This is a genomic window from Atribacter laminatus, from assembly GCF_015775515.1.
Classification (GTDB): Bacteria; Atribacterota; Atribacteria; order Atribacterales; family Atribacteraceae; genus Atribacter; species Atribacter laminatus.
This window is the reverse complement of record NZ_CP065383.1, coordinates 493,756-513,060: the sequence shown is the minus strand read 5'-3', so window position 1 is coordinate 513,060 and position 19,305 is coordinate 493,756. Positions and strand designations below refer to the sequence as shown.

At 38.1% G+C, this 19,305-nt stretch carries 18 protein-coding genes; 16 read left to right on the top strand and 2 right to left on the bottom strand.

The features are described from left to right. Positions 1-194 precede the first annotated feature (194 nt). The 4 genes from wecB (at position 195) to RT761_RS02495 (ending at position 5,410) form a co-directional block, all read left to right on the top strand. A complete protein-coding gene (gene wecB / locus RT761_RS02510; protein ID WP_218112514.1) occupies positions 195-1,361 on the top strand; it encodes a non-hydrolyzing UDP-N-acetylglucosamine 2-epimerase in 1,167 nt (388 codons plus the stop codon). A gap of 25 nt (positions 1,362-1,386) precedes the next feature. Further along, a complete protein-coding gene (locus RT761_RS14155; protein WP_218112513.1) occupies positions 1,387-2,973 on the top strand; it encodes a Gfo/Idh/MocA family oxidoreductase in 1,587 nt (528 codons plus the stop codon). A 3-nt stretch (positions 2,974-2,976) separates the two neighbouring features. After that, a complete protein-coding gene (locus tag RT761_RS02500; protein ID WP_218112512.1) occupies positions 2,977-4,125 on the top strand; it encodes a DegT/DnrJ/EryC1/StrS family aminotransferase in 1,149 nt (382 codons plus the stop codon). Positions 4,126-4,537: 412 nt separating this feature from the next. Beyond that, complete coding sequence (locus RT761_RS02495; RefSeq protein ID WP_218112511.1) at positions 4,538-5,410, top strand: NAD-dependent epimerase/dehydratase family protein; 873 nt, start codon at positions 4,538-4,540, stop codon at positions 5,408-5,410. A 145-nt stretch (positions 5,411-5,555) separates the two neighbouring features. Here the strand turns inward: RT761_RS02495 and hepT are convergent, their stop codons facing one another. Both hepT and RT761_RS02485 read right to left on the bottom strand, forming a co-directional pair. After that, positions 5,556-5,993: a type VII toxin-antitoxin system HepT family RNase toxin gene (gene hepT, locus RT761_RS02490; protein ID WP_218112510.1), complete on the bottom strand. Its 438-nt coding sequence runs from the start codon at positions 5,991-5,993 to the stop codon at positions 5,556-5,558. Between the two features lie 14 nt (positions 5,994-6,007). Beyond that, on the bottom strand, positions 6,008-6,427 hold the full coding sequence (locus RT761_RS02485; protein ID WP_218112509.1) for a nucleotidyltransferase domain-containing protein: 420 nt from the start codon (positions 6,425-6,427) through the stop codon (positions 6,008-6,010). A gap of 180 nt (positions 6,428-6,607) precedes the next feature. Here RT761_RS02485 and RT761_RS02480 point away from each other — a divergent pair, with 180 nt between their 5' ends. The 12 genes from RT761_RS02480 to RT761_RS02425 all read left to right on the top strand — a co-directional run bounded on the left by RT761_RS02480 (position 6,608) and on the right by RT761_RS02425 (position 19,304). Beyond that, positions 6,608-6,856: an AbrB/MazE/SpoVT family DNA-binding domain-containing protein gene (locus RT761_RS02480; RefSeq protein ID WP_218112508.1), complete on the top strand. Its 249-nt coding sequence runs from the start codon at positions 6,608-6,610 to the stop codon at positions 6,854-6,856. Continuing rightward, positions 6,834-7,244 carry a type II toxin-antitoxin system VapC family toxin gene (locus tag RT761_RS02475; protein WP_218112507.1) on the top strand — a complete coding sequence of 137 codons (411 nt, stop codon included), beginning with the start codon at positions 6,834-6,836 and terminating at the stop codon, positions 7,242-7,244. Before RT761_RS02480 ends, RT761_RS02475 begins: the two co-directional genes overlap by 23 nt. A gap of 1,127 nt (positions 7,245-8,371) precedes the next feature. Beyond that, positions 8,372-8,659, top strand: coding sequence for a type II toxin-antitoxin system HicB family antitoxin (locus RT761_RS02470; RefSeq protein ID WP_218112506.1), 288 nt, complete (start codon positions 8,372-8,374; stop codon positions 8,657-8,659). Continuing rightward, positions 8,652-8,789, top strand: coding sequence for a type II toxin-antitoxin system HicA family toxin (locus RT761_RS02465; protein WP_218113430.1), 138 nt, complete (start codon positions 8,652-8,654; stop codon positions 8,787-8,789). The genes RT761_RS02470 and RT761_RS02465 overlap by 8 nt, the downstream gene beginning before the upstream one ends. Continuing rightward, the gene (locus RT761_RS14260; protein ID WP_218112505.1) at positions 8,749-8,871 is read left to right on the top strand and encodes a type II toxin-antitoxin system HicA family toxin; all 123 of its coding nucleotides are present in this window, start codon (positions 8,749-8,751) and stop codon (positions 8,869-8,871) included. Before RT761_RS02465 ends, RT761_RS14260 begins: the two co-directional genes overlap by 41 nt. Positions 8,872-9,901: 1,030 nt before the next feature. Then, positions 9,902-10,114, top strand: coding sequence for a type II toxin-antitoxin system HicB family antitoxin (locus RT761_RS02455; protein ID WP_218112504.1), 213 nt, complete (start codon positions 9,902-9,904; stop codon positions 10,112-10,114). Between the two features lie 554 nt (positions 10,115-10,668). Continuing rightward, on the top strand, positions 10,669-11,181 hold the full coding sequence (locus RT761_RS02450; protein ID WP_218112503.1) for a hypothetical protein: 513 nt from the start codon (positions 10,669-10,671) through the stop codon (positions 11,179-11,181). Between the two features lie 166 nt (positions 11,182-11,347). Then, a complete protein-coding gene (locus RT761_RS02445) occupies positions 11,348-11,953 on the top strand; it encodes a sugar transferase (protein WP_246465212.1) in 606 nt (201 codons plus the stop codon). A 111-nt stretch (positions 11,954-12,064) separates the two neighbouring features. Continuing rightward, positions 12,065-13,351, top strand: a complete 1,287-nt coding sequence (locus tag RT761_RS02440) for a GumC family protein (protein ID WP_218112502.1) — start codon at positions 12,065-12,067, stop codon at positions 13,349-13,351. 1,409 nt (positions 13,352-14,760) lie between these two features. Further along, a complete protein-coding gene (locus RT761_RS02435; protein ID WP_218112501.1) occupies positions 14,761-16,578 on the top strand; it encodes a nucleoside-diphosphate sugar epimerase/dehydratase in 1,818 nt (605 codons plus the stop codon). 848 nt (positions 16,579-17,426) lie between these two features. Continuing rightward, positions 17,427-18,308, top strand: coding sequence for a UTP--glucose-1-phosphate uridylyltransferase GalU (gene galU / locus RT761_RS02430; RefSeq protein WP_218112500.1), 882 nt, complete (start codon positions 17,427-17,429; stop codon positions 18,306-18,308). A 75-nt stretch (positions 18,309-18,383) separates the two neighbouring features. Further along, positions 18,384-19,304 carry a hypothetical protein gene (locus tag RT761_RS02425; protein WP_218112499.1) on the top strand — a complete coding sequence of 307 codons (921 nt, stop codon included), beginning with the start codon at positions 18,384-18,386 and terminating at the stop codon, positions 19,302-19,304. Position 19,305: the final 1 nt, after the last annotated feature.

The following is a 19,305-nucleotide window of genomic DNA, read 5'->3' as shown; positions in this document are numbered from 1 at the left end:
TAATATTTTATCAACTCTAAACTCTAAACCCTAAACAGCTTTTGCAGTTGAGAGCAAAAAGGCAGTTGAGTGTTGAGGGATGGCCTTTGGTGTATAATTTCTAAACCCTAAACAGCTTTACTGTTGATATTAAAATTTTAATCAACCCTAAACCCTAAACACTCAACTCTCAACTAATACTAGGAAGGTATATAATGAAACTTTTATCAGTTGTTGGGGCGAGGCCACAGTTTGTGAAACTTGCCCCGCTGTGTCAAAGGTTCCGGGAATACCCCGGCGTTGACCATGTCGTTCTCCATACCGGTCAGCATTATGATTATCGGATGTCCAAGATTTTTTTTGATCAACTGGGCATTCCAGAGCCTGATTGGAATCTTGAGATTGGATCGGGAACTCATGGCTGGCAGACTGCTGAAATGGTGAAAAATATTGAACCGGTGCTTCTAAAAGAAAAACCTGACTGGGTGTTGGTCTATGGAGATACTAATTCAACTCTTGGCGGAGCAATGGCGGCAGTGAAGCTCCATATCCCTGTAGCCCATATCGAAGCCGGTTTAAGAAGTTTTAACCGTACAATGCCGGAGGAGATTAATCGAGTACTCACAGATCATTGTTCCACAGTCCTTTTTTGTCCAACCAAGGCTGGAATGGATAACCTGAGTAGGGAAGGAATGAAAGGCCGTTTAATATTAGAAAATGCTCGATGGGTGAAAACTGGAGAAGAAAGATCGGTCCAATGGTGTGCTATGGTTGGTGATCTGATGTACGAGGTTCTGAATATGAGTCTAGACATTGCAGGTAGAGAATCGACTATCCTTCCTTCACTCGGGCTTGATCCCGATTCCTACTATGTTGTTACCGTACACCGAGCAGAAAATACCGATAATCCTGAGAATTTTATAAACATCTTGAAAGGCTTAGCTCAGGTTAGTAAGTGGAAACCAGTCATTTTCCCTATTCATCCCCGTACGAAGAAATTAATGGAACAGATAAACCGGGAGTTAATTTCAGCCGATAACATTAAATGTATAGACCCAGTTAGCTATTTTGATATGCTGGTATTGGTCAAAAACGCCAGAGCGGTATTGACCGATTCAGGTGGTTTGCAAAAAGAGGCGTATATATTGGGAACGCCCTGTATCACCTTGCGAAGTGAGACAGAGTGGGTAGAAACGGTAGAGATGGGATGGAATGTCCTTGTTGGGACTGATCCACAGGCTATTTCGAATGCAGTTTTAAAGAAAGATAGATTAGAGATACGCCCACAACTCTACGGTGATGGAAAAACTTCGCGATATATTCTTGAAATATTATGGGGATTTCCCGCATTAACCGGAGATATCACTTTAAAAGGGCTTTGAGTATGAAGCAGAAAGGAAGAATTGGATGAGTGAAAACATACAAATCTCGGTGGTTGGAGCCGGGTACTGGGGAAAAAATTTGGTGAGAGTTTTTCATGAACTGGGAGTATTGCGATCGGTTTGCGAGAAAGACCCGATTATTGGTGAAGATTTAAGGAATAAGTATCCAGGTTTAAATGTTACCGCATCCTTTGAAGAGATTTTACGTGATCCGGCTATCCATTGCGTGGTGGTTGCAACGCCGCCAGAAAGCCATTATGAATTGGCAAAAGAATGTCTGAAATGGAATAAAGACCTCTATGTGGAAAAACCTATGACTCTCAAGGTGGATGAGGCAAAGGAACTTGTGGAGCTTTCCAGTAACAAGAAGAGAATTTTGATGGTTGGTCATCTCCTTCACTATCACCCAGCGGTGATGAAAATCAAGGAGTTATTGCAAGAAGGGGCGATTGGTGATCTGTGGTATGTCTCTTCCCACCGACTGAACCTGGGGATCATTCGCCGGCATGAAAATGCCTTGTTCAGCTTGGCACCGCACGATATCTCACTCCATCTGGCTTTCTTCAATTCTGAGCCAACAGAAATCTATGCTGCTGGAGGAGACTTTATCCAGCCGGGAGTTGAGGATCAGGTCATGGTTACCCTGGATTTCGGGGACCATAGAAAAGCCCATATCTATACGAGCTGGCTTAGTCCGCTCAAGGAACGACGGATTACCTTAGTGGGAAGTCAGGGGATGCTATTGTTTGATGATCTGCAAAAGAATGAAAAGCTCGTATGGTATGAATATGGTAGCCCTTTGAAAGAAATGGTCAACCGACCGTTTTCTTTTGCAAAAAAAACTATAGTGGAGCTGGATGACAGCGAACCCTTACGTAACGAGTGTATTCATTTTTTAGAGTGTGTTCAACAAAGAAAGACTCCTTTGACCAACGGTAAGGAAGGACTACGGGTACTGAAAACGCTTATTGCCGCTCAAAGAGCCCTGAAGGAGGAAAACGTGGAAGAGTCAGAAGGTAAAAGAGAACAAACACCGTATTTTGTTCATTCATCATCATTTATTGATGAAAACGTCCAGATTGGGGAAGGGACAAAAATTTGGCACTTTTCTCATATTCTCAAAAACACGAGTATAGGTAAAAACTGTGTAATTGGGCAAAACGTGGTAATTGGCCCTGATGTTACCATCGGTAATGGGTGTAAAATTCAAAACAACGTTTCTATTTACAAAGATGTTACCCTGGAAGACGAGGTCTTTTGTGGTCCTTCCATGGTTTTCACCAATGTAATCAACCCCCGTGCTTTTATTGAGCGTAAACACGAATACCGTAAAACCTTGGTGAAAAGGGGTGCTTCAATTGGAGCTAATGCCACCATCGTGTGTGGGGTGACACTAGGCCAATATTCCTTTGTGGGCGCAGGGACAGTCGTGATCCGAGACATCCCCGATTATGCTCTGGTGGTGGGAAACCCCGCTCGTCAAATTGGTTGGATGTGCCGATGTGGGGTGAGATTGAGAGAGGATGATGGAAATACACTGGTATGTCCGGAGTGTGGGCAACGTTACCGGCTAGAAAATGGCGCTGTAAGACCGGAAACGGAAAGGAGTTAAAGGATGAGCATCCCTTTATTAGATCTCAATAGAGAATACCAATACATGAAAGAAGCGATCGACGGTGCGCTGGCTCAGGCCTTATCGCACCAACAGTGGATTTTAGGCCCTGAAGTGAAAGAATTGGAAGCAAAGGTCACTGACTATTTAGGAGTGAACAATGCTGTAGGGGTAGCCTCTGGAACTGATGCCTTAGTTTTGTCTCTGCGTGCCTTGGCGATTCAAAGAAAAGGAATTGAATATTTTGAAAAAAGTGATGAAATCCTAACCCCAGCTTTTACCTTTACAGCGACCGGTACCTCGATACTTCGCTCTGGAGCCACTCCAGTATTCCTGGATATCAATCTAGATAATTATTGTCTCGATACTGAGCAAGTAGAACGCTATTTAGGTCAACATGGAGAAAAAGTAGTTGGTATCGTTCCTGTTCACCTCTATGGGTATCCGACGAATATGGACGCAATCATGGAGTGTGCGAGAAAATATAACCTCTTTGTGGTTGAGGATTGCGCACAGAGTTTTGGAGCCCGCTGGGACGGGAAGCAAAGCGGTTCCCTGGGAGATTGTGGCGCTTTCAGCTTTTTCCCCACCAAAAATTTAGGTGGATTCGGTGATGGTGGGATGATCGCGACCAACAATCCCATACTTTACGATATTATCCAAATGCTCCGCAAACACGGAGGGAAAGATAAATACAATGTTGAACATCTTGGCTACAATAGCCGTTTAGATACTATGCAGGCAGCGCTCTTATTGGCAAAAATGAAATACGTTGACGAAATGAACGAGAAACGGAGAAGAATCGCTAAATATTATCAATCCCATTTATCCGATTGTTCAAAGATACTACTCCCCAAAGAATCCGAAAAAGCCTATCACGTTTATAACCAGTTTACTATAAGGACACAAAATAGAGATACCTTCAAAAAAATGCTGTCAGACAAGGGCGTACAAACCATGATTTATTATTCTATTCCCCTAAGTCAAATGAAGGTTTTTGAAGGAAAGTGTCGCATTCCTTATCCTTTGGAGGCTACCGAACAAGCAACTCAGCAAGTATTGAGCTTGCCGATAGAACCATTGCTTACAGATGAGGAACTCTCGGTGGTTGTTGAAGCAGTAAAAACAGTAGCATCTGAAGTTAGCCCCTGATTCTTAAATTTTGTGTACTCGTTTGTTTTCTAATTTTAAGGTCTTAATTTTTTTATACATTAAAAAGGAAACCTAAAGGACGATGCCGAGTAATGAGAGTTTAAACGATCAATCCCGTTAACAGTATTTTAAAAGAAATATAGAAAGAAACTGATGAACAGGGGGGAACTGCTTTTATTTAAGAATTATTCAGGATTTAGGGAAGTAACTGAAATTATTCATGAAAATAAAATTAAAAGAAGTTTGGAATTTCATAAAAGCTATGGATTAAAAAAATTATGGAATAATAGATAAAAGTTTAATGGTATAAAAAAGAATTTAATAAGGGTATTTGATAAGTTTTATCCATATCTCTGTTAAAAAATTTTTTTAAAATTTAGTTTTTTTCTTTTGCTTAAAATAGGAGGTTTTTATGAAAATCCTTATAACTGGCAAAAACAGTTATATAGGGATGAGTTTTGAGAAATGGTTAAATCAATGGCCTGATGTCTATCAGGTAGATACAATCTGCCTGATAAATGATAATTGGGAAAATTATGATTTTTCTCTTTACGATAAAGTGTTTCATGTTGCGGGAATTGTTCATCAAAAAGAAAAACTAGATATGGAAAATAGTTATTTTTCGGTAAATAGAGATCTTGCAGTAGAGGTGGCAAAAAAAGCCAAAAAGTCAGGTGTTAAGCAATTTATTTTCATGAGCAGCATGGCGGTATATGGACATGAAGGAAAAATTGACGAACAAGTAATTATAAACAAAAATACACCCTGCAATCCAAATTCTTTTTATGGTAGAAGCAAGCTTGAAGCTGAAAATGAAATAAATAAATTAGGAGATTATCATTTTTCTATTGCTATTATTCGAGCCCCGATGGTATATGGACCAAATTGTCCTGGTAATTATGGATTTTTAAGAAAATATGCAAGGAGGATAAGAATTTTACCCGATCTCAAAAACCAAAGGAGCATGATATTTATTAATAACCTTACTGAATTTATAAGACTTTTAGTTGATCACCAGGATAAAGGATTATTTTTCCCACAAAATAAGGAATATGTGGATACATTAAACATGGCAAAAATAATTGCTCATTTTTATGGAAAGAAAATATTAGTATCAAAAGCTTTAGGTGGGTTACTGAGAGCTGGAAAGAACACGTTTCCAATGGTGAATAAAATATTTGGTAATCTTATTTATGATAAAAACCTATCCCAACATTATGATTGGAATTATTGTAAGGTAGGATTTGAAGAGTCTATAGAACTAACTGAAAAGAATAAGGTTTAATGAAAAAGTAACAACGAGGAAAGAATGGAAAAATTGTGGTGATTGAATAGTGATCTGGTTTTTAACCTTGACTTATTAGATGGTTATATTCGCCAAGTCTTTACTAAATCAAGTAGAAGATCATTATTTCATAGTTGATAGCTATCTAATTTTCATTTTTAAGAGTATCCAAGTATTTTTTTATTTTAGAAACAAAATTTTCTATATCCTTCGTGTTCGATTGAATGACCTGGTATAATTCTTCATCACTAATGATGTTATACATATGGACTAAACGGTTTCTATAGCCTGCCATTTGTGTTAATATTTCCCCTAATTTATTATCAACAGTACCAATTTCTATGAGTCCTCTCGCAATAGATTTATATTCTATAGACAAGTCTATATGATCAGTTTTGGCTAAAATATGGCGTCCTATGTCAAATATCGCTTCTAAGGTTCTTCGAAGGAAGCTTTCAGCTGCAGCTACATTTCTCTTTTGTGATAGGAAAGAATTTTTATCCAAGGTAGCTAAATCTTGGAGTTCTTTGAGGAAAGAATTGATTAAAAGTAATCTTTCATTAATAAATTGTTTGTTGATCAAAACTCATTCCATCCTTAATATTTTTCTAAAGCATCTTCAGCATATTTGTCTAAGACATATTTAAAGTCAGCAGCTCTTCTTAAAACCATCATTTCATATTCGTCTTTAAATTCTTCGGAAATACTATAAACGCAAATTCCCAAAAGAGCCTCGGATTGGAAAACCGAATGGCATTCTTGAAGAAAAACCAAATCTAAATGATAGGGTAGAAATAAGTCTTCAAAGTCATTATATATGTTCGAGTAGACTTTGTGTCTATCCGGAATACTTTCAATATCTTGAGAAAATACAATTCCAACATCGATATCAGCTAAAGGATCTTTGATATCGACTTTTTCTTCATTGAGGATATTTAATGAATTTTCTTTCTGCGAGCCAAATAAATAGACTAAAGCAATATTATATTTTTGACAAATGTCTCTTATCTTTTTCATGTTTTTATTATAACAAAATTAAAAGATGTTATGCAGGATACATATTTAGAGGGAAGGGATTTTTAAAAGACGAGGGGGAGAGTGGGAGAAGTAAATTCATTACATATTATGAGAAGGTTTACTTATATTATTATTGATTTATAATTATTATAAAGTAAATTCTAAATAGAGAGGTAAAGAATGAAAGGCTCTAAGGTTTCAAGCAAGGGGCAAATTACCCTTCCAATTGAAGCAAGAAAGCATTTAAATATTCAACCCGGTGTTCGAGTACGGTTCGTTCTTGAAGAGGATTGCATTCGAATTGTCCCAGTTGAAAATGGGATTGAGGCATTAAGGGGAACCATTCAGGTAAGTGAACCACAGGATTTTAAAGTCGTTCGTCACCAAGCAATGAAAGAGCTCGCCAATGAAAGAAATACCCATCATTGATGCCAATATTATTCTCCGTTTTTTAACCAATGATATTCCAAAACAAGCTGATCATTGTACAAAATTGTTAAAATGTATTGAATCTGGTTCGGAAGAGGTTTGGCTTCCTGATTTAGTCCTTGCTGGCATTGTATGGACTCTTGAGAAATTCTATAAACAACCAAAACAAAGAATCCAAGAGTTACTTATTCCTATCCTGGAATTAAAAGGTCTCCGCCACAATAACAAGAAAATTTCTAAATTAGCTTTTCAACTTTATGTTGAAAAAAACATTGATTGGACTGACGCCTTCGTTGCTGCTCAAATGATTACTCAAAAGAAATGTGAAATTTATTCCTATGATGGTGATTTTGATAAAGTAGATGGTATTAATCGGTTAGAACCATAATTTCGTGAACCGTGAACCGTTATTCCCATTTTCACCTTATTAAATTTTTTCCTCTCCCCTTGAACTTTTTTACATCCAATTAATGTAGCGACATGCCATGGCATGTCGAATTTGGATTTTCATCCTCATCTGGTGTCACAAAAGTGGCATGAAGGTTTATCCTGAAAATATAGCGTCGTTTTACGTTATCGTCATCCTGAGCGGTGTTTTCCCGCGTGAGGATCTCATCCTTTTATATTTTTCTTATTCTCTTGTATCCTCTTCTCTTCGATCTTTCCACCTTCACCTGGTATCTCTGTTCGGTATGAGGATTTATCCTGAAAACTTACGAGCATGATAAATCAAGCCCCTACCAAAGAATATAAAATGGAGGGGCGCAATGTATTGCGCCCGATCTTCATATAATGTAGCGACATGCCATGGCATGTCGAATCTATTTCATAAATACAGGAACGATTAAAGGTGAATAAGGAAATGAAGGCACACCCCCCTAACCCCCCTCAATGGGGGAATAAATTCAACAATTCCCCTCCGTGGAGGGGTGCCTTTCGGTCTTTAATGGTTATCCTGGGATAATAACGGAAAAAACAGGTATAAAGGATGAGATCCTCACGGATTCGAATGACGAATCCTCAGGATGACGCCTGCGGTGTCAGATGAGATCCTCACGGCTTCGTAAGACGAAGCCTCAGGATGACGGAACAGGTGGGTGAGATTTTCAGAGTTTCAAAAAATTTCACAATGCCTTTTTATCATTGCTCTATTTTGTATCCGGTTCACGGCTCACTCCTAACGGTTCACTGGTTTTAATAAATGAGATTGCCACGTCACTTCGTTCCTCGCAATGACTGAGCAGTTAAAAATCAAATCCCCCTAACCCCCTTTGCTAAAGGGGGAAACGATTCCTGGGTAAGTATTTTCATCCTCATCTGGTACCATGAAAGTGTCATGACCGTCAATCCTGAAAATCTACGGTCTTGATCAATCAAGCCACTATAAAAGATTTTTTAAAGATTGGGGGAACGCAATTTAGTGCCAACGACTACTGGATGAACCAATTAGATTTCTGTATTTTTTTAAATAAGATATAATAATAAAAGATATTTCTAAAACAACATGGAGCCGTAATGATGCAAAATAATACATTTGTTTTTACTGGTGTCATTATAAAAGAAAATAATGAGTTTAGTTCGATTTGTATCGAAATTGATGTCGCTTCTGAAGGATTGACCCCAGAAGAAGCCAAGTCGAACCTCATAGAAGCGGTATCTCTCTATCTAGAATCAGCAATTGAGAATGGTCTACCGGTTTTTCGACCAGTTCCTAAAAATGAAAGTCCTCTAATGAAAAGTCCGGATCAAGTAACCGAAGTCTTTGATATCAAAATATCACTTGATGTAAAGGTTCATGTCTGAATTTCTTGCTCTACGTCCCCAACAACTCATTCGAGCTCTTAAGAAAGCCGGCTTTAGCATTGAAAGAACCAAAGGAAAGCCATATTCAGATGAAAAAAGGAAATCTTCTTGTGACCATCCCCTACCATAATCGAGACCTTTCACGAAGTACACTCCAATCAATCCTTCGTCAATCCCGATTATCAATCGGAGAGCTAAAGACTCTTTTGTAAACCAAATTCATTCTAATTTGGAATTTTGGGGTCTATCCTGAAGATACCATCTTATAAACTCCCCCATTGAGGGGGGATAAAGGGGGGTGTGCCTTTAATCGGTCATCCTGAGCCCTCGCTTTTTGAGGGCGTGAGGATCTCATCTTTTTAGTTTTTTTTCTTCATAAATACTTTAAATGATGAGATTCTTACGTCGTCCGGCAAAAACACCGGACTCCTCAGAATGACTAAGTGGATGGTAGAGATTGCCACGTCGCACAAGACGCTCCTCGCAATGACCGAGCAGGAAAAAAACTCAAATCCCCCTTACCCCCTTTGCTAAAGGGGGAAACGATTCCTGGGAAGGCATTTTCATCCTCATCTGGTGCTGCAAAGCAGCATGAGGGTCTATCCTGAAAATACACGGGCATGATAAATCAAGCCCCTACCAAAGAATATAAAATGGAGGGGCGCAATGTGTTGCGCCCGATCTTCTTATAATGTAGCGACATGCCATGGCATGTCGAATCTATTTCATAAATACAGGAACGATTAAAGGTGAATAAGGAAATGAAGGCACACCCCCCAGAATCTCCTCAATGATGGAATGAATTCAACAATTCCCTTCCGTGGAGGGATACCACTTGAGGAGAGGAGGGTGTTTTTATATCTTTAATGGTTGTCCTGAGATAATAACGGAAAAAACAGGTATAAAGGATGAGATCCTCACGGATTCGAATGGCGAATCCTCAGGATGACGCCTGCGGTGTCCAGATGAGATCCTCACGGCTTTGGAAGACGAAGCCCCAGGATGACGCCTGCGGTGTCGTCCTGGGATCCTCAGAGTTTCAAAAAACCTCACAATGTCTTTTTGTCAGTACTTTATTATTTTATTCGGTTCACGATTCACTTTTCACGGCTCACTGATTTTAATAAATGAGATTGCCACGTCGTCTAACCAAAAGACGATTAGACTCTTAGAAATAACGGCTTTTGGGAAGTAAATATTTGATATAATAACTGAAATTTATTATATATTGAGGTTGTAGCTATGAAGAATGAATATACTGCTATTATTAAAAAAGAAGATGATTGGTGGGTAGGATGGATCGAGGAAGTTCCTGGGGTGAATTGCCAGGAAAAAACTTACAAGGAGTTGAAAGAGACATTAGAGGTTACCTTAAGGGAGGCTCTGGAATTTAATCGACAGGATGCAATAACAGCTGCTGGCAATGATTATAGTGAAGAAAAAATCAAAGGATGAGATCCTCACGCCCTCAAAAAGCGAGGGCTCAGGATGACGTCAGTTGCGTCAGATGATGCCTTCAAAACATCAAACAATGAAACCTTGGAACATCATTTTTCACTACTTTTTTCTATTCGGCTCACGGCTCACTCATCACGACTCACTGATTCTAATAAATAGAGATTACCATGTCATCCAAACAAAGAACAGTTGGATTTTTCGCAATGACGGGTCAGGAATAAATTCAAACTCCCTTCAGTGGTGGAATTCATTTGATTGTATTTGTAGGATGATAGAAAGTGAGAACGAAAGTAGCGGTTCACGGTATTTTCGGGCAAAAAGAGTTGAACTGACGGATAGATTGTTAAATCAATTTAAATTTTATAAAATGAGAAGAATAAAGTAGAGAGGTTTTAAGTATGGCGAGAACAACGGTTGAAAAAAGAGTGACTGATTTAGAAAATACATTAATGCAGATGGTCTATCAGTCGAAATAGACGGATATTCGCTTTGCTGCGTTTGTTGACGAAATGGCTGTATTCAAGAACGAGGTGAAGGTCTTCAAATACAAGATGGCGACCTTTAAAAATGAGACGAAGGTATATATGGAGCGATTGGATAATATTATAGCTGATATGAACCGAAAATGGGAAGAATTAGCGATTAAAATGGGTACTATCGATAAAGATATCGTTGCACCTGGTTTCCCTTTTCTAATTGAAAAAACTTTTAATTTTTCTGTTGAAGATATTGGTGTTCGAAGGAGAATAAAAGACCAAGAAGGCAATTCCTGGGAGTTTGACGTGGTAGCCCGAGCAGGTGAATACCTTTTTATAATTGATGTGAAAAGCTCCTATAACAAAATTGAATATATTAAATATTTCTACGAGGTTCTTCTTCCGAAAGCCAAAGAACTTCTTCCAGAGTTTAAAATTCGGGAATACCGACTTGTCGGCTGCATTGCTTCTTTCCGTCTTGACGATTCGATTATTTATAAAGCTTCTGAAATGGGAATTCTGGCTATATCCTTAGGTGGGAGCTACCTCAACTTTCTTAATTTTGAAGAAGTCAGAAGCAATCTTTAAATACTTGAATATAAAGTGGAGCGGTATAATAAAGAACAGAAAGAAAGATTATTTGTGTAGTCAAGTATTGTCGATTGGTTGTTAATCTAGGGAATAAATAATATTATTCGATCAGAAAAGGATTTGTTAAATTTATAAAAGCTAAAAAATAAAAAAAGATTAAATAATGGTTATGGAGAATAAGAATAAACTTTACCTTCCATTTAAAAGAATATTCGATTTTGTTGTTTCTTTAATCGGTATTATTGTTTTATCTCCTTTTTTTCTTATCATTCCAATTTTAATAAAGCGAGACTCACCAGGTCCAGTATTCTTTAGACAAAAAAGGATTGGTAAAGGTAATAAAGAGTTTATGATTTTTAAGTTTCGAACGATGAGAATTGATACTCCAAATGTTGCTAAAGAAATATTAAAGAACTCACCAAATGGAATGGATACCTATATGACCGAAGTTGGTAAAAAATTAAGAAAAAATGCTTTCGATGAGATACCGCAAATAATTAATATTCTTAAAGGAGACATGTCTTTAGTTGGGCCTCGACCAGCATTGTTCAATCAATATGATCTTATTGAAATGAGAACGAAGAGGAATATTCATACAATAAGACCAGGTATGACTGGATGGGCAATAATTAGTGGTGGTGAGGATTTGAGTTTGGAGGGAAAGGTAGATGCCGACGAGTATTACTTAAAAAATTTATCATTTAGCTTGGATATCAGCATAATTTTAAAAACTATTAGTGTAATGAGAAGCAAAAAGGGAGTATATTGATTATAATTAGAGTCATATTTATTGGTCTTTAATACAATCATTTCTTTTAATTTAATATTAGGAAAAAATTTTCAGAGAATTTAGTGAAATTGAAGCTTGTGGAGGAGTTTTATGGAAGAAGAAGTGTCTTTATATGATTTATTTGAAGTTTTAAGCCGGCGGAAAAAACTAATGTGGGGAATTTTTTTACTGGTATTTGCCTTGGGAATTCTCTATGCCGGGTATATGCGTTATTCTTCCAAAGACTATGAAGCAGTTGCAACCATAATGGTGAATCCGTTTAGCTTGACAGGGATTGTGCAATCGAATGATTCCTATGAAAATTTGCTGAATGCAACTTTACCCTACCCCCAATTTACCAACGAAACTTATATAACAATAGCTACAAGTTTTATGATTATCGAAAAATTGATTGAAAATTTGGAGCCATCCGAAAATTACACTGTTCAGAGTTTGAGTAAAAAGCTGAAAGCAGAATATTCTGAAAAAACCTATCTGATGAGATTAACGGTTAAGGATAAAGATCCTGAACGAGCAGCTGAAATAGCGAATAACTGGGCAATTGTTTTTACGGAGGCATTAAATGAGTCCATTCAAGATCAGTTCAATAAGATAATTGAACTGGTAACCATCCGAGTGGATGCCGACAGGAAAGACCTTGACTGGATTTCGCAAGAGATAGAATTGATAAAAGAAAAGAATATGGATCGTATCGTAATTCAAAAAGAGATGGATAAATTGACCGAGCAATATCTTGATTACCAAAAAACACTGGTTGATTTAGATTTTATAGCTAAAGCCCAGGAAGTTGAGATTCAAAAAACCAAAGAAAGTCTTGAAAAAGAAAGCCAATTTATTGAAATCAAAAAATCGATTATAAACGAACCGATTATTATGGAGTATTTATTATCTGCCGAAAAACCAATTGAACCTATGTCTTTTTCAATTATAAGTCAGGAGTTGAACCAAAATTACATAGAACTATCCAAGAAACTTGCTGATCTGGATATTTGCTTGGCTGGTGATTTGAAAAGGAAAGAGACACTCCAGGAATCAGGAATCATTGACAACCTTCATAAGAAGATTTTAGAAAAGCAGACACAATTACTTAAACTTGAAAAAGAGTTGGGAACTCTTGAGAAACAGTATGAAGTATATTTTAATAACTATCAAACATCTTTTAGAAAATTGAATGAAATAAAAACCTTGATTTCAGCTTGGACAGGAGATACTAATGTAACTTTGCTTTCTCAAGCAATCCCACCATCTGAACCAACGGCAGGTACTTCAGCTAAACTTATTCTGGCAGTGGCAGCAGTAGCCGGTCTATTTTTAGCCATATTTATGGCCTTTTTTGTTGAATTCTTAGATAAGATGAAGCAGTATAAGAAAGTATAAAAGGATTTCTGTGATTATTTTTTTGGTTAAATTGGGAAGTAATTAATTATGCCCCTACTGTTTTAGAGATTTGGTAGGGGCATAATTTATCAAACCTGTGGGTTTTTATTTACAAAATAAAAAATAAAAGAATTGTTCTTAAGAGGTTACAACGTCACTTCGTTCTTCGCAATGACGGATTTAAATTCCTTCTCCCTTGATGGGAGAAGGTCAGGATGAGGGTGAAAATCATGATTCGACATGCCATGGCATGTCGCTACATTAAAAGGATGAAAGAAGTGCCGAGGGGGAGAGGGCGCGAGGGGGCGAGGGGGAGAAAAAGAAAAATAATAAGTAAAAAAAACTGAAAAAATGAGATCCTCACGGATTCGCAAAGCGAATCCTCAGGATGACGGAACAGGTGGGTGAGATCCTCAGAGTTTCAAAAAATTTCACAATGCCTTTTTATCATTGCTCTATTTTGTATCCGGTTCACGGTTCACTTTTCACGGCTCACTGATTTTAATAAATGAGATTGCTACGTCACTTCGCTCCTCGCGATGACGGATTTAAATTCCTTCTCCCTTGATGGGAGAAGGTCAGGATGAGGGTGATAACTTAAGATGAAGATTCAAGCTTGATGCTCTAAGACAAAGATTGAGGAAAGTACAAGAGCCCCCTCACCTTAATCCTCTCCCACCAGGGGAGAGGAAAGAAAAGAAAATGGGAGAAGGTCAGGATGAGGGTGATAACTTAAGATGAAGATTCAAGCTTGATGCTCTAAGACAAAGATTGAGGAAAGTACAAGGACCCCCTCACCTTAATCCTCTCCCACCAGGGGAGAGGAAAGAAAAGAAAATGGGAGATGGAAAGGATGAGGGTGAAAATCCAAGATTCGACATGCCATGGCATGTCGCTACATTAAAAGGGCGCAATAAATGCAGAGGGGGAGAGGGCGCGAGAGGGCGAGGGAGAGAATGAAAAAAGAATTAAAGGATAAAAGAAAAAACTGAAAAGATGAGATCCTCACGGCTTCGAAAAGCGAAGCCTCAGGATGACACCTTCAGTGTCAGATGAGATTCTCACGGATTCAAAAGACGAATCCTCAGGATGACGTCTGCGGCGTCAGATGAGATAAAGTTCAAATTTGGTAATGATTGAGCTGATGAAATCAAGAAGTGTAAAATTAAATAGGTACCATTTGTAATGAAAAGCATCTACGTATCTTTTCCCATTCACTCTTCATGACTTAGGGTTTTATACTCATCACGAGTTAATGTGTTTAAGATGGTACAATATAAGAACTGTTGAGAAAATTCATTATCGCCCCTATAGAGTAAAATGTTTTAGGGGCTTTATTTTACTCTCCTAAAGAGTTTTAATAATTATTAATTCTATTAATAAAGTTTCTTGTGAGGCAGACTGAAAGAATGTTTTCGACCAGAATAAAATTTATCATTGATTTTTTAGCTTTTTTCTTAGCCACAATAATAGCGTTTTGGTTGCGTCTGGATCTTAACATCTATACTGTCATTAGCCGTCACCAGCAAGCGCTTTTTTGGGGGACACTTGTTAATAGTATTCTCGGTTTATTTTTTATTTTCTACTATCAAACCTACCGACAGATTTGGAGATACACGAGCTTTCGGGAAATTATTCAACTCATTAAAGTTGTTCTTTTAGAAACCGCCTTTTTTATTGCTGGTATGCTTCTTTTCTTTCGTGGAAATTTTCCCCGTTCAGTTTTTCTTTTAATGCCAATAATTAGCTTTGGCTTTATGTTAATCCCTCGTTTTGTTATTGGGTATTATTCTGAGCGATCTCTTAATTTATTAAAAAAAGATACCAAAAAAGCTTTGATAGTTGGGGCTGGTGATGCCGGAGAGAAAATCTACCGGGAAATCAATCGACATATTGAACTGGGTTATCGAGTTGTTGGTTTTGTTGATGACGATGCCAGAAAGATCAACTCACATCTCCATGGGATCCGAGTGTTGGGAAAAATCGATAAACTTCCTGAGATTGTCAAGAAGAAAAATATTGAAACGGTTGTTGTGGCCATTCCCAGTGCCGGAAGAAAAATCATTCAAAGGGTTTACGATTTAGTTTCTCCTTTTGCCATTGAGACTTTAGTTATGCCAGGGATTTATGAATTAATTGGGAAAAAGATCTCATTTGACATCTTGCGACCATTTAAGATGGAAGATCTGCTTTCCCGTGATCCAGTTTTTTTTGATTTGCAGAAAGTTGCCGCTTACTTTTCCGGGAAACGGATATTGATTACCGGAGCCTGTGGTTCGATCGGAAGTGAAATCAGCCGGCAATTAGCAATCAGTGGAGTTGAGCTCATTTTGTTGGATAACAACGAAACCGGTATTTTTGACCTCAATAATGAACTTAGTAATTTAACTCAAGTTCATCCTTTGGTTGGTGATATTCGGTGTTTGGGAAGGTTAAAAAATATCGTAAAAATGTATCATCCCAATTTGATATATCATGCTGCGGCTTATAAACATGTTCCTCTTATGGAGGATAACCATGAGGAAGCTTTCCTGACCAATGTAGTTGGAACTTTAAATTGCATTGAAGCTATGGGAGAAGAAATCGAGAAATTTGTGGTTATTTCTACTGATAAAGCGGTTGAACCGGAGAATATGATGGGTTTGAGCAAGAAAATGGCTGAAATTTTGATTTCTTCGTCGGCAAAATTAAAGCTTGACTCTAAGATGGTGGTCGTCCGGTTTGGAAATGTGTTGGGAAGCCGTGGAAATGTCTTAGAAGTTTGGAAAAGTCAATTACAGAAGAATCAACCCCTTACTATTACCGATCCGGCGATGAAAAGATATTTTATGACCACTCAAGAAGCGGTCACTTTAGTTTTGGAAGCGAGTCTATTGGGTGACAATGGTGGAACCTATGTATTAAAGATGGGTGAATTAGTGCCCATATTAGACATGGCGAAAGAATTTTGTAAAATACAGGGATATGATTTAGGAAAAGATGTTCAATACGAGGTAACCGGTATCCGTTCCGGTGAAAAGATCATTGAAAAACTATGGGAAGATAATGAAGAGGTTTCAGATACTGCCCATCAGAAAATTTTGAAAATTGTTAACAACACTGATTCTTTACCATGGGATGATTTGGTCCAGTTTGTCCGAGATTTGGAAATGAGAATCCTGGAAGGAAAACCGGTTGAAGTTAAAAATGAAATAACGGAATTTTTGAAAAGGAATTCAGAAATTTAGACAATAAAAGACGTTTCTCCATTTTGCGATTTTTTTCGATTCACGGCTCACTTTTCACGATCTACAGTTTTATACTCCTCGCTGTTTATTCTTCTCTTTTTGGCTGGTTTGGTATAATAATAGTGCTTTTAAAGGCAGAATACCGAAATGTGGAATGATATTTATGTAGTTTAGTGGAATGAGGTATGGGTGAAAACCATGATTCGACATGCCATGGCATGTCGCTACATTAAAAGAATGCAAGAAATGCAGAGGGGGAGAGGGCGCGAGGGGGCGAGTGGGAGAAAAAGAAGAGTAATAAAAAAAGAAAAAATTAAAGGATGAGATCCTCACGGATTCGAAAAGCGAATCCTCAGGATGACGGAACAGGTGGGTGAGATCCTCAGAGTTTCAAAAAATTTCACAATGCTTTTTTATCATTGCTCTATTTTGCATCCGGTTCACGGTTCACTTTTCACGGCTCACTGATTTTAATAAATGAGATTGCTACGTCACTTCGTTCCTCGCAATGACGGATTTAGATTCCTTCTCCCTTGATGGGAGAAGGTCAGGATGAGGGTGATAACTTAAGATGAAGATTCAAGCTTGGTGCTTTGAGATAAAGATTGAGGAAAGTACAAGGACCCCCTCACCTTAATCCTCTCCCACCAGGGGAGAGGAAAGAAAAGAAAATGGGAGAAGGTCAGGATGAGGGTGAAAACTTAAGATGAAGATCCAAGCTTGGTGCTTTGAGATAAAAAAATTGAGGAAAGTACAAGGACCCCCTCACCTTAATCCTCTCCCACCAGGGGAGAGGAAAGAAAGAAAATAGATTTACAGAATGGAAAAACTGGTTAGGAGAGTGACCAATGAAGGAAAGATTAATATCCAAGGCAGTGATCCCAGTGGCTGGGTATGGAACCCGTTTATTACCGGTAACCAAATCTCAGCCGAAAGAGATGCTTCCGATTGTCGATAAACCGGCAGTTCAATATGTGGTGAGAGAAGCCATCGATTCTGGAGTAGAAAGCATTCTATTTGTTACTGGCCGAGGGAAAAGAGCCATAGAAGATTACTTCGATTACGCAGTTGAATTGGAATTGGAATTGGAAAACAAGGGAAAATTTGATCTTTTGCAGGAAGTACGTGATATTGGGGAAATGATTCGGATATTTTATGTCCGTCAAAAGCTGCAAAGAGGCTTAGGAGATGCTATCTATCAGGCAAAACGTTTTATTAATGATGCACCTTTTGCAGTTTTATTAGCCGATGATATCATTGATACAACGGATCCGGTACTACGGCAAATGATCGATTTGTACCGGAAAAGACCAGGAATAATCCTGGCTGTGACTCGTATTCCTCGTGAGGAAATTTCTCAATGGGGTGTTATTCAGGGCATGGAAGTGGGAGAAGGAACATTTGAGGTTGAGGATTTGATTGAAAAGCCCGATCCTGACGAAGCTCCCTCCGATTTGGCGATTGTTGGCAGATATATTTTAACTCCATCAATATTCGAAGCAATTGATAAGGTGTCACCAGGAAAAGGGGGAGAAATCCAGCTCACTGATTCGATTCGAAGCCTTTTGAATAAAGAGAAAATTTATGCATATGAATTTCAAGGGACGTATTATGGAGTAGGGGATAAGGTTGGATTTTTAAAAGCCAATGTGGCTTTTGCCTTGAAGCGGAAAGATATTGGTGAAGAATTGAAAGGATTCTTAAAGCAGATAATTGAAGAAGAAAAATAGGGTGAACTCACGGTTTTGAAGGGATAGGTGTATTATATTATAGTCATTTCATTATTGAGAGAGGTGTAGGGATCAATGGAAGTTATGAGTTATGGTGGTTGGGAAAAGTGTATCCGAATGCAAAATGGTGAAATTGAATTAGTTATAACCCAAGAAGTCGGTCCTCGTGTCATTCGAACCGGTTTCATTGGAAAACAAAATTTATTTAAAGAATTTTCTGATCAATTAGGCAAGATTGGTGGAGAGGAATGGAGGATTTATGGGGGACATCGTCTTTGGCACGCACCAGAAGCCATACCACGAACTTATTTTCCTGATAATCAACCGGTCGCGGTTGCCGGGGATAAAAATATTTTAGTTTTAACCACTGAGACTGAAAATACCTCTGGAATTCAAAAAAAGTTAATTTTACAGTTATCGGAGAATGAAAATCGAGTCAAGGTGACTCATCAGCTTTTTAATCAAAATCTCTGGCCGGTTGAATTTGCCGTTTGGTCATTATCGGTTATGAACGTTGGGGGCATGGCAATTGTACCCCAAGAGCAATTTTTTCCTCATACCGATTTATTAACTCCAATTCGACCGATGGCATTATGGGGATATACCAATATGAGTGATCCCCGTTGGCGATGGGGTCAGCGTTATGTAACACTCCAGCAAAGAACGGATACGAAGGAACCGACCAAAGCCGGATTTGGAAATAAAAAGGGTTGGGTAGCTTATGGAGTCAATGGGTTTTTATTTATTAAAATTACCAACTATCAAGAAGGAGCCCTATACCCTGATTACGGTTCATCTACCGAGCTTTATACCAACCCGGACATCTGCGAAGTGGAAACTCTTAGCCCGCTTAAATTGATAAATCCAGGGGAAATGCATGAACATATCGAGAACTGGTTTTTATACAGCGATATCCAGTTTGAAAATAACGATGAATCTATTGATCGTAACATATTACCACTGGTGGAGAGATCAATGGAAATATTAAAAGGATAGC